Below are 12,652 nucleotides of genomic sequence, written 5' to 3'. Positions count from 1 at the left end.
AAAGGCAGGTTGGATATGCGCAGTTTGAAATTTGCAGTCGTCGGTTTGCTGGCACTTGTTGTTGCCGCGTGCCGCACCGCCCCGGTTCAGAATGTCAGCAGTCAGCCCTTCCCGGCTGATGCGTCAAAACTCAGCATGGCACAGATAGAAGAAAGCATCATCAAGGCCGCCGGCGAACGTGAATGGATCGTTCAACGCAAGGCTGAAGGTGAACTGATCGCCACCTATTCCCCGCGCGATCATCTGGCCAAGGTTGAAATCGATTTTGACCAGTCCGAATTTTCCATTTCCTATGTCGACAGCACCAATCTGAACTATGATGGCACTTCGATTCATAATAATTACAATCGCTGGGTCAACAATCTGAGACAGGATATCTTGCGCGAGGTATCGGCAAAGGCCGTACTTGCCAACTAGGTTTGGATATGAGTTTGCTGCACGCCAGAATTTCGCACTGGGCTTTCTGGGAAGACCGCGATGATCGCGCGGTCCTGAAATCCGGAACAGCCGGGCATACCGAAATCCCGATAGACGATATGACCAGCGCCAATCTGGCGCGCAGCCTGAAACCCGCCTGGCGGCGGCGTCTTGACCTTTATGGTCGCGCCGCCGCCGAGGTGCTCGGCCATACGATCCGTGACGGCGATAACCCGCATATCGTTTTTGCATCACGCCACGGCAATATTGACCGCACGCTGAAACTCCTTAATCAGGTCGCAACAAACGAAACCCTTTCACCCGCCGATTTCAGCATGTCGGTGCATAACGCGCTGGTCGGGGTTGCCTCGATCAACTGGTCGATCACCCAAAGCCACACCGCAATCTCAGCCGGCAATGACAGCCTGATCGCGGCGCTCACCGAAACATTATGCCAGCTCACCAGCGAAGATGGCCCGGTCATCCTGTGCTATGTCGACCTGCCACTGCCCGACATCTATCAGGATCAGGACCCCGACGATATTTCCGGCACCGCCCTTGCCATCCGCTTTGATCAGCCATCGGAATCAGATGGCAAAATGTTCTGGTTCGATCCGATCCCCGATCATGATCCCGCCGTTCAGCCCCACCGGCAGGCACGCGCGATTGCCGCCTGTCTGGGGGCATCGTCAAAAGCCGGTCTGAACCTGCCGGGTCAGTCTGGTGGCTGGGCAATGCAACCGCATGGCTGAAACACGGGGTCGGCCGACAAAGCCGTCAAAGGGCTTTAACTGGTACTGGCGGCTGCTGGCGACCGGCTTTGCCTTTTCATCCTTTGGTCTGGGCGGGCTATTGATGGCCATCACCATCTTCCCCGCCATGATGGTCATCCTGCGCAACCGCGCCAAACGGCGCCGCTATGCCCAGTTTGTCATCTGCCGCGGCTTTCGCCTTTTCACATGGATGCTTGATGTCACCGGTGTGGCCGTCGCCGAAACCGAAAATATCGAACGCCTGCGATCCGCGCGTGGTGTTCTGATCATTGCCAATCACCCGACATTGCTCGATGTCGTGATGATCCTGGCCCAGATGGATAGCTGCCAGTGTGTCGTCAAACACGAACTGTTTCGCAATCCGTTCATGGCCGGTGTGGTACGTGCGGCTGGTTTCATTCGCAATAATGATGACCCGGAAAACCTGATATCGCAGGCGCGCGATCATCTCGCAAACGGTGCCTGCATCCTGATTTTCCCCGAAGGAACCCGTACACCCAGCCGCCGCAAACTGGGTCAATTGCAACGCGGGGTAGCGAATATCGCGATAGAAACACAAGTCGACTTGATTCCTGTGGTTGTGCACTGTAATCACGATACCTTGAAAAAGGGGGTACCGTGGTATCGCATTCCGCCGTCGAAAATCCGCTTTCGGCTGGTGGTCGATGCACCGCTATCATTTGGGGACATTGCTGATCCGACATTAAGCCGTGCCAGACAGGCCCGTTTGCTGACCCGGATCATCAAGGATTATTATCTGGACAGACTGACGCATGACTTCGCTGGAAACAGAACTTAAAGCCTTCATTATCGAGACGCTTAATCTCGAAGACATAAGTGTCGAGGATATCGACAGCGAAGAAGCCCTGTTTGTCGATGGGCTAGGCCTTGATTCCATCGATGCCCTTGAACTTGGCGTTGCGATCCAGAAAAAATACGATGTCCGGATTGATGCGAAGAACGAAGATGTGAAAACCCATTTTGCATCCGTGCGCAATCTGGCGAAATTCATTCAGGCATCGGGCAAGGAGGGGTAATCATGCAAAGTCGCCAGGACGTTTATCAGCAGCTTCACGATTACCTTGTCGAACTTTTCGAAGTCCCGTCCGAGGATATCACCCCGGACGCCCGCCTGTTCGAAGACCTTGACCTCGACAGCATCGATGCCGTCGACCTGATCGTCAAATTCCAGGAAATCACCGGCAAGAAAATCCCGGCCATGGAATTCCGGTCTGTCCGCACCGTCGATGACGTCGTCGAGAAGATCCATGACCTGGTCAGTTCCTAAACGGATCGCGACCATCCTGCTTGCCATACTGGGTATCATCTATCCGGTTCTGGTCTATTTCGGACTGACGGTCTTTTCCCCGCAGATCATCCTGATCGGGCTTCTGATCCTCGTTCTGTTGCGTGCCGCTTCATTTGCGCTGCAAAAACGTTATGGGCCTGCCGGTCTTGCGGTTCTGGTCGCCGTCATTGTCGCCGCAGGCGGCATCGCAAGCGAACTGGTCGCTATCCGCTTTTATCCGGTGATCGTCAGCCTGACCATGGGCACGGTTTTTACCGTTACACTGTTTACCGAACGCCCGATGGTCGAACGCCTGGCACAGCTTAAAATGCCCGATCTTGATGCCTATTCGGTTGCCTATACGCGCAAACTGACCAAAGTCTGGATCGGCTTCTTCGCGCTCAACGCGATGATTGCCACATGGACGGCACTTTATGCGAGCATGGAAATCTGGACGCTTTATAATGGGCTTCTGTCCTATGGCCTGATCGGCATCCTGTTCATTGGCGAATGGCCGGTCCGCCGTTTCTTGCGCGCCCGCCATGATCGCAAAACCGGAAACAATATCGAAACCCCATGACCGGCTTTATCGCAAACCTGCATGATCCGAAAAACGCCGCCACCGCCCTTTGCGTCGAAGGCGGCCGGGTCTTCTGTGCGGGTGATATCCTGACAGATATCGACCGGCTGTCCCCAACCTTGCACCCATCTTCGCGCATCGCCATCCATTGCCAGTCGGCCCGTCTGTTCCTGATCGCGATCACCGCGGCATGGCGTGCGGGTGCGACCGTGATTTTCCCCGCAACCGACCGCCCCGCCTATCTTGATGGCATCAGCAGCCAGTTCGATCTGTATCTGGATGACGCCGCCATCCTCGAAAGACTTGCTGCGGCTACCCCGACCAATACCGGCAGCCACATGACATTGCCCGCCGCAACCGATTGCCGCGCGGTATTCTTTACATCTGGTTCGACCGGGGATGCCAAGCCGATCCCTAAAACACTGGCCCTGATCGAAGCCGAAATCACCATACAGGAACCGCTTTGGCAGCCACACATTCCAAACGGCGCGCGCATTGTCGGGCTGGTATCGCATCAGCATATCTATGGCCTGATTTTCCGCATCGTCTGGCCGGTGATCAAGGGCCGTGTCTTTACCGCCGATCCCGCACCCTATTGGGAAATGATGCAGGGCGATATCAATGATGGCGATGTCCTGATCACAAGTCCCGCGCATCTTAAAAACCTGCATCCCGATCTGGCAGATGTACCGCGCCCCTCACTGATCTTTTCATCAGGCGGTCCGCTTGACCTTGCCGCCGCATCCGAAACCACCGCCATGCTCGGCACCTGCCCGACCGAAATTTACGGCAGCACCGAAACCGGTGGCATCGCCCACCGTCAGCAGACCGGCGATGACTGCCCGTGGCATCCTCTGCCGGGTGTTGAAGTCGCGCTGAATGAGGCCGGGTGCCTTCGCGTGCGTGCCGCCCATATTGCGGGCGATGATTGGTATCAAACCGAAGACATCGCAAAGATCAATGACGCAACCGGCACCTTCTCCCTGCATGGCCGTGCCGACCGGGTGGTCAAGGTCGAAGGCAAACGCATTTCGCTGGGTGCGGTTGAACGCCATCTGCGCCAAAGCCATCTGGTCGAAGACGCCATTGCACTTATCCCTGATGAAAATGACCGCCGCCTTGGCGTGGTCGCGGTGCTGTCGCCGGAAGGCCAGAATATGCTGGCCGATATCGGGCGGTTTCGCATGGGACGCCAATTGCGGCGTGAAATCGCCAAATTCGAAGACGACGCTGCCCTGCCGCAACGCTGGCGCTTTGTCGATCAGCTGCCATCCGACAGTCAAGGCAAGCGCCCGCTTCATTTGCTGCGTGCACTTTTTGCCGATATGGAACCCGTGATGCCTGAAATCGTTATACAGGATCGTGATGAGGATCGGGTCAATCTGTCGCTGCGCCTGCCAGCGGATATGCTTTATTTCCGCGGCCATTTTCCCGGCATGCCGCTTCTGCCCGGGGTCGTGCAACTGCACTGGGCCGTGGATCAGGCCGCAGCCGTGTTTGATGTACCGGTTACCATCGGTGAAGTAACACAACTTAAATACCGAAAGCCGATCACACCGGGATCGACCGTGATGCTGGAACTTGATTGCGACCGCGACAACGCGAAAATCAAATTCCGCTATCATTCCGACGCCGAAGGTGATCATAGCTCCGGTATTTTGAAATGGCGCGAGGCTGCCTCATGAAAATCTGTGCCGTCATCCCGACCCATAACCACCATGACGTCCTGGCTGATGTTGTGGCGCGCATCCGCGAATATGATCTGCCGGTGATCATCATTGATGATGGATCAAACACGCAGACACACGACGTTGTCGCCGCCCTTCACGATCCCGAAAACGGGGTTACCTGTCAGCATCTTGATGAAAATGGCGGCAAGGGTGTAGCGGTGATGGCGGGCCTTGCCATGGCTGAACGCGCCGGTTTCACCCACGCTATTCAGGTCGATGCCGACGGGCAGCACAATCTTGACCGGATCGAAGAAATGATCCGCATCGCCCGCGAAGACCCGGCTGCCCTCATCACCGGCCTTCCGGTCTATGATGACAGCATCCCCGAAAAACGCCGTATCGGCCGCTGGATTTCCCATGTCTGGGTCTGGATCGAAACATTATCCACCCACATCCGCGACAGCATGTGCGGCTTTCGCGTGTATCCGGTCTCCGAAAGCCTTGCCGTCTGGCGCGAAGAAGGCTGCGGCCACAAGATGGATTTCGATACCGAACTGATGGTGCGCCTATACTGGCGCGGTGTCCCGATCCATCACGTCCCGACCGAAGTAACATATCCTGAAAACAACACATCGAACTTCCGCATGTGGAAGGACAATGTCCTGATCAGTTGGATGCACACCCGGCTGTTCTTTGGCATGCTGCTGCGCCTGCCGGGCTTCATTGCGCGTGGTGGTCATTTCGGGCAGAAACACCGCACCGGTATTGATCCCGAAAAACATCCTGAAACCGGGGCCAAATCCGCCCGGCACTGGTCGGAAATTGATGAACGCGGCATGTATTGGGGCATCCGGTTCCTTGGCATGGTTTATCGTTATGGTGGCCGTCGGCTCTGCATGGTGGTGATGTTTCCGATCATCGCCTATTTCTTTGCCACCGGGCGGATTGCAAGGCGGGCTTCGCAGGATTTCCTGACCCGGATTGCCGCCGTCACCGGCCAACCCAGACCGGGCCTGCGTGACAGTTTCCGTCATTTCATGAATTTCGGCGAAAGCGCGCTGGATAAAATCGCCGCTTGGTCGGGCGAAATGAAGATCGATGATCTGGACCTGCCCGATCACGCCGACAGCCTGTTTTCCTATATCCCGCGTGATCAGGCGATCATTCTGTTCGTATCCCATTTCGGCAATATCGAACTGGTCCGGGCGATTGCCAGCCGCGACCGCGATTTTCGCGTAAATGTGCTGTTGCATCAGAAAAATGCCGCCCGCTTTGGCCGGGTGTTGCAAAAATTCGCCCCCGAAAGCCAGGTTGACCTGATCGAGGTCACCGAAATCGGCCCCGATACCGCAATGCTGCTGCGTGAAAAGGTCGAACGCGGCGAATGGATCGTGATTGCGGCGGATCGCGTTGCCATCGGTGCACGTGATAAATCGGTAAGTGTACCGTTTCTGGGCGATCCGGCCCCGTTCCCGCAGGGGCCGTTTGTTCTGGCCCATCTGCTGCAATGCCCGGTCTATATGGCTGCGGCATGGCGTAACGGAAACCGGTTTGAAATCGCGTGGGAAAAACTGGCCGATAAAATAACCCTGCCGCGTGCCAACCGGGTCGGTAAAATCACCGAATATGCCGAACAATATGCAAACTGGCTTGAAAAGCTTGTTGTGACGCGGCCGCTGCAATGGTTCAATTTCTATGACTTCTGGGCGAATAAAAAGGACAACAATGAATAACAGCCGCACCACTGTCCTGTTTGGCGAGGAAAACCTGCGCATCGAAGATATCGTTGCCCTTGCCGAACAACGCGCCCTGCCCGTCCTGTCATCCGACCCGGAATTCACCACCCGCATTCAGGCCGGGGCCGATTTCCTTGATCGGGAATTGCGCGATCACGGCCATATCTATGGGGTCACCACCGGCTATGGTGATTCCGTCTCGCGCCGTGTGCCGCCCGAACTGGTCGCCGAACTGCCGCTGCATCTCAGCCGGTTTCACGGCTGCGGCCTTGGCGACATCCTCACGCCCGATCAGGCGCGCGCTGTCCTTGCCGTCCGCCTTGCATCCCTTTGCACCGGCTATTCCGGTGTCAGCCTTGATCTTTTGCGCCAGCTTGCCGGCCTTCTCGAACATGACATCACGCCGCTGATCCCCGAAGAAGGATCGGTCGGTGCCAGCGGCGATCTGACCCCGCTTTCCTATGTGGCTGCCGCCCTGATTGGCGAACGCGATGTGCTTTATCGCGGCCAGAAAATGACCGCCCTTGATGCGCTTGCTGCGTCCGGGTTAACGCCGTTAACGCTGCGTCCAAAGGAAGCCCTGGCGATCATGAATGGCACGTCGGTCATGACCGCCATGATGTGTCAGGCATTCGTGCGTGCCGATTATCTGTGCCGCCTGACCGCACGCATTACAGCACTTGCCTCTATCGGGTTGCTGGGCAATCCCGCCCATTTTGACAAACGCCTGTTTGCTGCAAAACCCCATCCGGGGCAGGCCCGCATTGCCGCCTTTATCGAAACCGACCTTGCTGATCTGGGCACCAATTATGCCCCGGCTCGGTTGCAGGATCGCTATTCGCTGCGCTGTGCGCCGCATGTCATCGGCGTTCTGGCCGACATGATGCCGACCTTCCGCGCGACGCTCGAAACCGAACTTAATAGTGCCAATGACAACCCGCTGATTGATGTCGAAGGCGAAACCATCCTGCATGGTGGTCATTTCTATGGCGGGCATGTTGCCTTTGTCGCCGATGGCATGAAAACCCTGATTGCCAATCTGGCTGATCTGATGGACCGGCAAATGGCGCTTCTGGTCGATACCAAATTCAATCATGGTCTGCCATCGAACCTGTCGGGATCGGATGCCGATCGCGCTTCGATCAATCATGGGCTGAAGGCCGTGCAGATCGGCGTTTCCGCCTGGACGGCAGAAGCATTGAAGAACACCATGCCCGCCAGCGTCTTTTCCCGTTCGACCGAATGCCATAACCAGGACAAGGTCAGCATGGGAACGATTGCCGCGCGTGATTGCCTGCGCATCCTGCAACTGACCGAACAGGTCGCCGCCGCCAATCTGATTGCCGTCAAACAGGCGATCACGCTTCGCCTTAAAAACGGCGACATCAAACCCGATCAGCTTGGCAGTGACATCACCGCCTTCCTTGACGCCCTTGGCAACGACATCCCGTTTATCGCCGAAGACCAGCCGCTTGAAACAACCCTTCGCCTTCTGATCGACCGCATTCAATCGCGCCACTGGGCGCTTTATGGCGGGGATCTGGCATCATGATCAGTGCGTCGGTCACCGAAACTGTGCAGTTCTATCACCTTGATCCGATGAATGTCGTCTGGCACGGCAATTACGTGCAGTTCTTCGAAAATGCCCGATGCGCGCTTCTGGATCGGATCGACTATAATTACCCGCAAATGGATGCGTCGGGCTATGTCTGGCCGGTGGTGGATATGCGGGTCAAATATGTCCGCCCCTGCACCTTCGGGCAGAACATCACGATCACAGCCACACTTCGCGAATATGAAAACCGGCTTAAAATCGACTATCTGGTCAGCGACAGCAAAACCGGTGAAAAGCTGACCAAGGGCTTCACCATTCAGGTCGCGGTCGAAAAATCCAGCGGCGAAATGCTTTACCGCAGCCCCGATTTCTTCATCGAAAAGATGGAGGCCCTTGTTTGACCCCGATACGCCGCCTGATCGCATCCGTCGCAACCGCCACCCTGCTGGCTGCCAGCATGACCGGCACCGCACGGGCGGATGATATTCCGGCCCCGGCCACCATCGGCACCGAACAATATCTCGGCGGCTCCTTCACCATGGACCGCCATCTTGACGGCTTTGACAAACCGCTTTCCTCGAACGGTGATTTCGTCCTGTCCCCTGCAAACGGACTGGTCTGGCGCACCCTTGCCCCGTTTCCCGGCACCACGATCCTTGATGATCACGGCATCACCCGGATCGATGATCAGGGCAACCGCGACGAGTTGGCACGCGGTGATCAGTTCCGCCAGTTTGTCGAACTGATTTCGGCCGTCCTTGCCGGTAACTGGCAACCGCTGGAACAGCGTTTTGACATCACCAGGGACACAATCGAAAACGGCACATGGCAGGTCATCCTGACACCCAAGGACGGCAGCACCATCGAAAACCAGATCAGCAAAATCACCGCCACCGGCACCGATTTTGTTGAAAATGTCCGCCTCGAAAAACCGACCGGCGATCATGATGCCATCACCCTTTCCGATCAGTCATTGCAAGGCCTGCCGCTGCCGCCCGAATTTGCCGACCTTCTGACCGGCCCGGTTCAGTAATGGCATTGCGCGCAACCCTCTGGGCCCTGTGCCTGATCGCGATGGCGGTTTTTACCGCGTGGCAATTACGCGGCGGCCATACCGGGATCGATGCCGATATTCTGTCCCTGATCGGGCAGGAAAACGCCATGCCGGACGCCCCGCAAAGCGACATCGCCACCGTCCGCCATCTGCTGGCAAATGATGGTCAGCAGGCGATCTTCATGCTCTCGCACGCCAATCGCGACACACTTGAAACCGCCGCCACTGATTTCGCGGGCCGGATCGCGGCCCTTGATGGCACGCAAACCATCACGCTCCCCGGTCACAACAATGATCGCTTTGCCGATCTGATGGCGCTTTATGGCCCGCATGCCAACAGCCTGCTATCCCCGTCTGATCGCGAAAAGCTGGCAAATGGCAACGCCGAAACCCTTTATCGCCGCGCCATCCAGAACCTCTATTCCCCGGCCACAACACTCAGCAGCCAGTCGCTAAAACAGGACCCGTTTGCCCTGCTGCCCGCCTTCCTGTCCGACCTTGGCGCCAAGCTTGGCACCGGCAATGACGTGATCGCGCGCGACGGGCAATTTTACCTGCCGGTGATGGCAAGCCTGTCACCCGACCTGCGAAGTGCCGGTACGGATCGGGCATGGGTCACCGGGGCCAACGCGGCCCTGCAATCCATCACCGATGTCACCCCCGGCCTGAATACCGCCAAAACCGGCCAGATTTTCTTTGCCGTGGCGGAAGCCACCCGCGCGCAATCCGATGTGCAACGCATCGCGATCATCGCGACCATCGGCATCCTTGTGATGATCGGGCTGGTATTCTACTCCCCCATCCCGCTTCTGGGGGCGCTTCTCGTCGTCGGCAGCGGCCTTTTGGCGGGGCTCGCCGCCGTGGTGGCGATCTTCCCGGCGATCCATGCGATTGCGCTGGTGTTTGGTGCGACCATGATCGGCATTTCGGTCGATTATGCCCTGCATTACCTTGTGCTGCGCTCTGCCGCCGGGTCGCCCACGGATCGGCTGCGTAAAATCAGACCGGGGCTAAGCCTTGGCCTTCTGACATCCGTGATCGGCTTTGGCGCGCTGTCACTCAGCCCCACCCAATTGCTATCCCAGATCGCGGTTTATTCGGTTGCCGGTCTGGTGGCCGCCTATTGTTCGGTGCTGTTCCTGCTGCCCCTGATCCCGGCCCGTGATGTCCAGGCATCCTCACCGATCCGCAAACTGCACGATGGCCTGCAAGCCGCCCTTGGCAAAACATTTGCCCCGATCCGCGTGCGGCTGATCGCAAGTGCCGCGATCATCATCTCCCTTGTCCTTGCGGCCTTCCTGATCCCCGGCAATAACGATATCCGCCAGTTCGGCCACGGTAATGACGCGCTGATATCAGACGCCGGAAACATTGCCGATATCCTTGGCCTTGGCGGCAGCCCCGTATTCATCCGCATTGACGGCACCGATCCCCAAACCCGCCTTGAAACCGGCGAAGCGGTGCGGGGTGCCCTGACACCGCTAATCGCCGATAACCGGCTTGGCGGCATGATAGGTCTGTCCGATCTGATCCCGTCGATCACCCGGCAAACCGAAAACCGGGACCTTGTCACAACCGGTCTTTATGATCGCTTTGGCCCGGCCCTGTCCGATCAATTGCCGGTCAGGATCATCGCGCCGGATAAAAACGCCGGTTACCTCATCCCCGATGACAACGCGGCAAACACATTGCCCGAAATCGCCCGCCTGCATTCCGGCGGTTCGGACATCATCCGCCTTCGCAACGCCACCGATATTGACGCCATCCGCACCGCCCTTGGCGATATCGAAAACGTCACCCTGATCAACCCGCCCACCGCGATCAGCAACCAGTTTGCCGCCTATCGCCTGTGGGCATGGATTGCCTTGGGCGGTGCGCTTTGTGTTGCCGCGATCCTTGCCGTTTTGCGTTACGGGCTTCAAACCGGCATCTGCGTTTTTGCCGCCCCCGCCGGGGCGATCCTGTTTGCGGTGCTGGGTGGTTATGCCTTTGGCATCGCCCAAAGCTTCTTTGCCACCATGGCGCTGTTTCTGGTCTTTGCCATTGGCGCGGATTACGTGCTGTTTCTGGCCGAAAGCCGCAACGAAACCCATGACGACGACACACGCCTTGCGGTATTGCTGTCGCTGATCAGCAGTGTGCTTGCCTTTGGCCTGCTTGCCACATCATCCGTGCCGCTCGTGCGCGATATCGGATCGGTGATTGCCATCGGCCTACTTGGGGCTTGGTTCCTAGCCTTCTGGATGACCGCACCAACACAAACCAATAATAGCACGCAAACCCAAAACCAGCGGGGACAGGAATAGTGAGACCCGATTGCGATATCGCCGTCATCGGTGCCGGACCTGCCGGATCGGTCATTGCCAAATTCCTGCATGATGCCGGCATGGCTGTTACCGTGCTCGAAGCCGAAACATTCCCGCGCTTCGTCATCGGCGAAAGCCTGCTGCCCAATTGCATGAATGTGCTTGAACGCGCGGGTCTTCTGGATGCCGTGACCGATGCCGGGTTCCAGTTTAAAAACGGTGCCGTCTTCGAATGCGGGCCCCAATATATGTCGATTGATTTCCGCCAGAATTTCGAACCATCCGATTGCTGGGGTACCACGTTTCAGGTTAAGCGTGCCCACTTTGACCAGATTCTGGCAGGTGAGACCGCCCGCGCCGGGGTCGATATCCGCTTTGGCCATCGCGTCACATCCGCACAACTTGCCGATGGCGATTGCTGCCTTGGCTTCACCGATGAAAACGGCAATCCGGGCGAACTCCGCGCCGGGTTCGTGGTCGATGCCAGCGGCTATGGCCGGGTCCTTCCCCGGATGCTCGGCCTTGCCCGCCCCGGCAAGTCGATTGAACGCCGTGCCCTCTTCACCCATATGCGCGATCACATCACCGATCCCGGCTATGACCGTGAAAAAATCCTGATCACGGTGCATCCGACCCGTCATGAAATCTGGTACTGGCTGATCCCGTTTTCCGATGGCACCGCGTCCGTCGGTGCGATCTATCCCGATAATGATCCGGCCTTTGCCGGCATGGCTGATCAGGACATTTTCAATCAACTGATCAATGACACACGTCTCGGAAGCCTTCTGACCAACGCCGAACCAATCCGCGATCTCAATTCCATCGCCGGATATAGCGCGCAATCGGAAAAACTTTTTGGCGATGGTTATGTGCTGCTTGGCAATTCGGCGGGCTTCCTTGATCCGGTCTTTTCATCGGGGGTCACCATTGCCATGCATTCCGCCGAACTGGCCGCCAAGGCCTTGATCGCGCGTCATAATGGCAAGGCGGTTGACTGGAACATGGATTTCGCCGAACCGCTGTCAAAGGGGGTCGATACGTTCCGGGCTTACGTCGATGCCTGGTATGATGGACGATTACAGACCATCATTTTCAATCAGCCCGATGACGATTCACAACTGAAACGTATGGTCGTTTCGATCCTTGCAGGTTATGCATGGAATATGGAAAACCCGCTGGTCGCCAAAACCGAACGCTATCTTGAGATGTTGCACGATCTATGCGCTCCGTCGTCGTAAAAACCCTTGTCGCTGGCATGCTTGCCACGGGCCTG

The 12,652-nt window shown here is 57.3% G+C and carries 13 protein-coding genes; all 13 read left to right on the top strand.

Going from position 1 to position 12,652, the window contains the following annotated elements; all coding sequences use genetic code 11:
- The first annotated feature begins 15 nt into the window (after positions 1–15).
- From TH468_RS18380 to TH468_RS18320, 13 genes are read left to right on the top strand one after another with little or no spacing between them, the layout of a single operon-like run.
- A complete protein-coding gene (locus TH468_RS18380; RefSeq protein ID WP_085646000.1) occupies positions 16–417 on the top strand; it encodes a hypothetical protein in 402 nt (133 codons plus the stop codon).
- 8 nt (positions 418–425) lie between these two features.
- Positions 426–1,169, top strand: coding sequence for a beta-ketoacyl synthase chain length factor (locus TH468_RS18375; protein ID WP_085645999.1), 744 nt, complete (start codon positions 426–428; stop codon positions 1,167–1,169).
- Positions 1,162–1,989, top strand: a complete 828-nt coding sequence (locus TH468_RS18370) for a 1-acyl-sn-glycerol-3-phosphate acyltransferase (RefSeq protein ID WP_085645998.1) — start codon at positions 1,162–1,164, stop codon at positions 1,987–1,989. The genes TH468_RS18375 and TH468_RS18370 overlap by 8 nt, the downstream gene beginning before the upstream one ends.
- Entirely contained in the window at positions 1,964–2,227 is a 264-nt protein-coding gene (locus TH468_RS18365; protein WP_007090636.1) for a phosphopantetheine-binding protein, read from the top strand. Before TH468_RS18370 ends, TH468_RS18365 begins: the two co-directional genes overlap by 26 nt.
- Positions 2,228–2,229: 2 nt before the next feature.
- Positions 2,230–2,478 carry an acyl carrier protein gene (locus TH468_RS18360; RefSeq protein ID WP_062953537.1) on the top strand — a complete coding sequence of 83 codons (249 nt, stop codon included), beginning with the start codon at positions 2,230–2,232 and terminating at the stop codon, positions 2,476–2,478.
- Positions 2,459–3,058 carry a hypothetical protein gene (locus tag TH468_RS18355; RefSeq protein ID WP_085645997.1) on the top strand — a complete coding sequence of 200 codons (600 nt, stop codon included), beginning with the start codon at positions 2,459–2,461 and terminating at the stop codon, positions 3,056–3,058. Before TH468_RS18360 ends, TH468_RS18355 begins: the two co-directional genes overlap by 20 nt.
- Complete coding sequence (locus TH468_RS18350) at positions 3,055–4,743, top strand: AMP-binding protein (RefSeq protein WP_085645996.1); 1,689 nt, start codon at positions 3,055–3,057, stop codon at positions 4,741–4,743. Before TH468_RS18355 ends, TH468_RS18350 begins: the two co-directional genes overlap by 4 nt.
- Positions 4,740–6,461, top strand: a complete 1,722-nt coding sequence (locus tag TH468_RS18345) for a glycosyltransferase family 2 protein (protein ID WP_168177186.1) — start codon at positions 4,740–4,742, stop codon at positions 6,459–6,461. Before TH468_RS18350 ends, TH468_RS18345 begins: the two co-directional genes overlap by 4 nt.
- Positions 6,454–8,016 (top strand): histidine ammonia-lyase, encoded by a 1,563-nt coding sequence (hutH, locus tag TH468_RS18340; protein ID WP_085645994.1) that lies wholly within the window; start codon positions 6,454–6,456, stop codon positions 8,014–8,016. Before TH468_RS18345 ends, hutH begins: the two co-directional genes overlap by 8 nt.
- Entirely contained in the window at positions 8,013–8,420 is a 408-nt protein-coding gene (locus TH468_RS18335; RefSeq protein ID WP_085645993.1) for a thioesterase family protein, read from the top strand. The genes hutH and TH468_RS18335 overlap by 4 nt, the downstream gene beginning before the upstream one ends.
- On the top strand, positions 8,417–9,052 hold the full coding sequence (locus TH468_RS18330; protein WP_085645992.1) for an outer membrane lipoprotein carrier protein LolA: 636 nt from the start codon (positions 8,417–8,419) through the stop codon (positions 9,050–9,052). The genes TH468_RS18335 and TH468_RS18330 overlap by 4 nt, the downstream gene beginning before the upstream one ends.
- The gene (locus tag TH468_RS18325) at positions 9,052–11,379 is read left to right on the top strand and encodes an MMPL family transporter (RefSeq protein ID WP_085645991.1); all 2,328 of its coding nucleotides are present in this window, start codon (positions 9,052–9,054) and stop codon (positions 11,377–11,379) included. Before TH468_RS18330 ends, TH468_RS18325 begins: the two co-directional genes overlap by 1 nt.
- Positions 11,379–12,617 carry an NAD(P)/FAD-dependent oxidoreductase gene (locus tag TH468_RS18320; RefSeq protein WP_210402268.1) on the top strand — a complete coding sequence of 413 codons (1,239 nt, stop codon included), beginning with the start codon at positions 11,379–11,381 and terminating at the stop codon, positions 12,615–12,617. The genes TH468_RS18325 and TH468_RS18320 overlap by 1 nt, the downstream gene beginning before the upstream one ends.
- Positions 12,618–12,652 lie beyond the last annotated feature (35 nt).

Source organism: Thalassospira sp. MCCC 1A03138 (assembly GCF_002115785.1).
Taxonomy (GTDB): Bacteria; Pseudomonadota; Alphaproteobacteria; order Rhodospirillales; family Thalassospiraceae; genus Thalassospira.
This window is presented reverse-complemented; position numbering and strand designations above follow the sequence as displayed.

Excerpts from the sequence above, each read along its gene's own strand:
- TH468_RS18380 (WP_085646000.1), top strand. The coding sequence starts at position 16 with ATGCGCAGTTTGAAATTTGCAGTCGTCGGTTTGCTGGCACTTGTTGTT.
- TH468_RS18375 (WP_085645999.1), top strand. The coding sequence starts at position 426 with ATGAGTTTGCTGCACGCCAGAATTTCGCACTGGGCTTTCTGGGAAGAC.
- TH468_RS18370 (WP_085645998.1), top strand. The coding sequence starts at position 1,162 with ATGGCTGAAACACGGGGTCGGCCGACAAAGCCGTCAAAGGGCTTTAAC.
- TH468_RS18365 (WP_007090636.1), top strand. The coding sequence starts at position 1,964 with ATGACTTCGCTGGAAACAGAACTTAAAGCCTTCATTATCGAGACGCTT.
- TH468_RS18360 (WP_062953537.1), top strand. The coding sequence starts at position 2,230 with ATGCAAAGTCGCCAGGACGTTTATCAGCAGCTTCACGATTACCTTGTC.
- TH468_RS18355 (WP_085645997.1), top strand. The coding sequence starts at position 2,459 with ATGACCTGGTCAGTTCCTAAACGGATCGCGACCATCCTGCTTGCCATA.
- TH468_RS18350 (WP_085645996.1), top strand. The coding sequence starts at position 3,055 with ATGACCGGCTTTATCGCAAACCTGCATGATCCGAAAAACGCCGCCACC.
- TH468_RS18345 (WP_168177186.1), top strand. The coding sequence starts at position 4,740 with ATGAAAATCTGTGCCGTCATCCCGACCCATAACCACCATGACGTCCTG.
- hutH (WP_085645994.1), top strand. The coding sequence starts at position 6,454 with ATGAATAACAGCCGCACCACTGTCCTGTTTGGCGAGGAAAACCTGCGC.
- TH468_RS18335 (WP_085645993.1), top strand. The coding sequence starts at position 8,013 with ATGATCAGTGCGTCGGTCACCGAAACTGTGCAGTTCTATCACCTTGAT.
- TH468_RS18325 (WP_085645991.1), top strand. The coding sequence starts at position 9,052 with ATGGCATTGCGCGCAACCCTCTGGGCCCTGTGCCTGATCGCGATGGCG.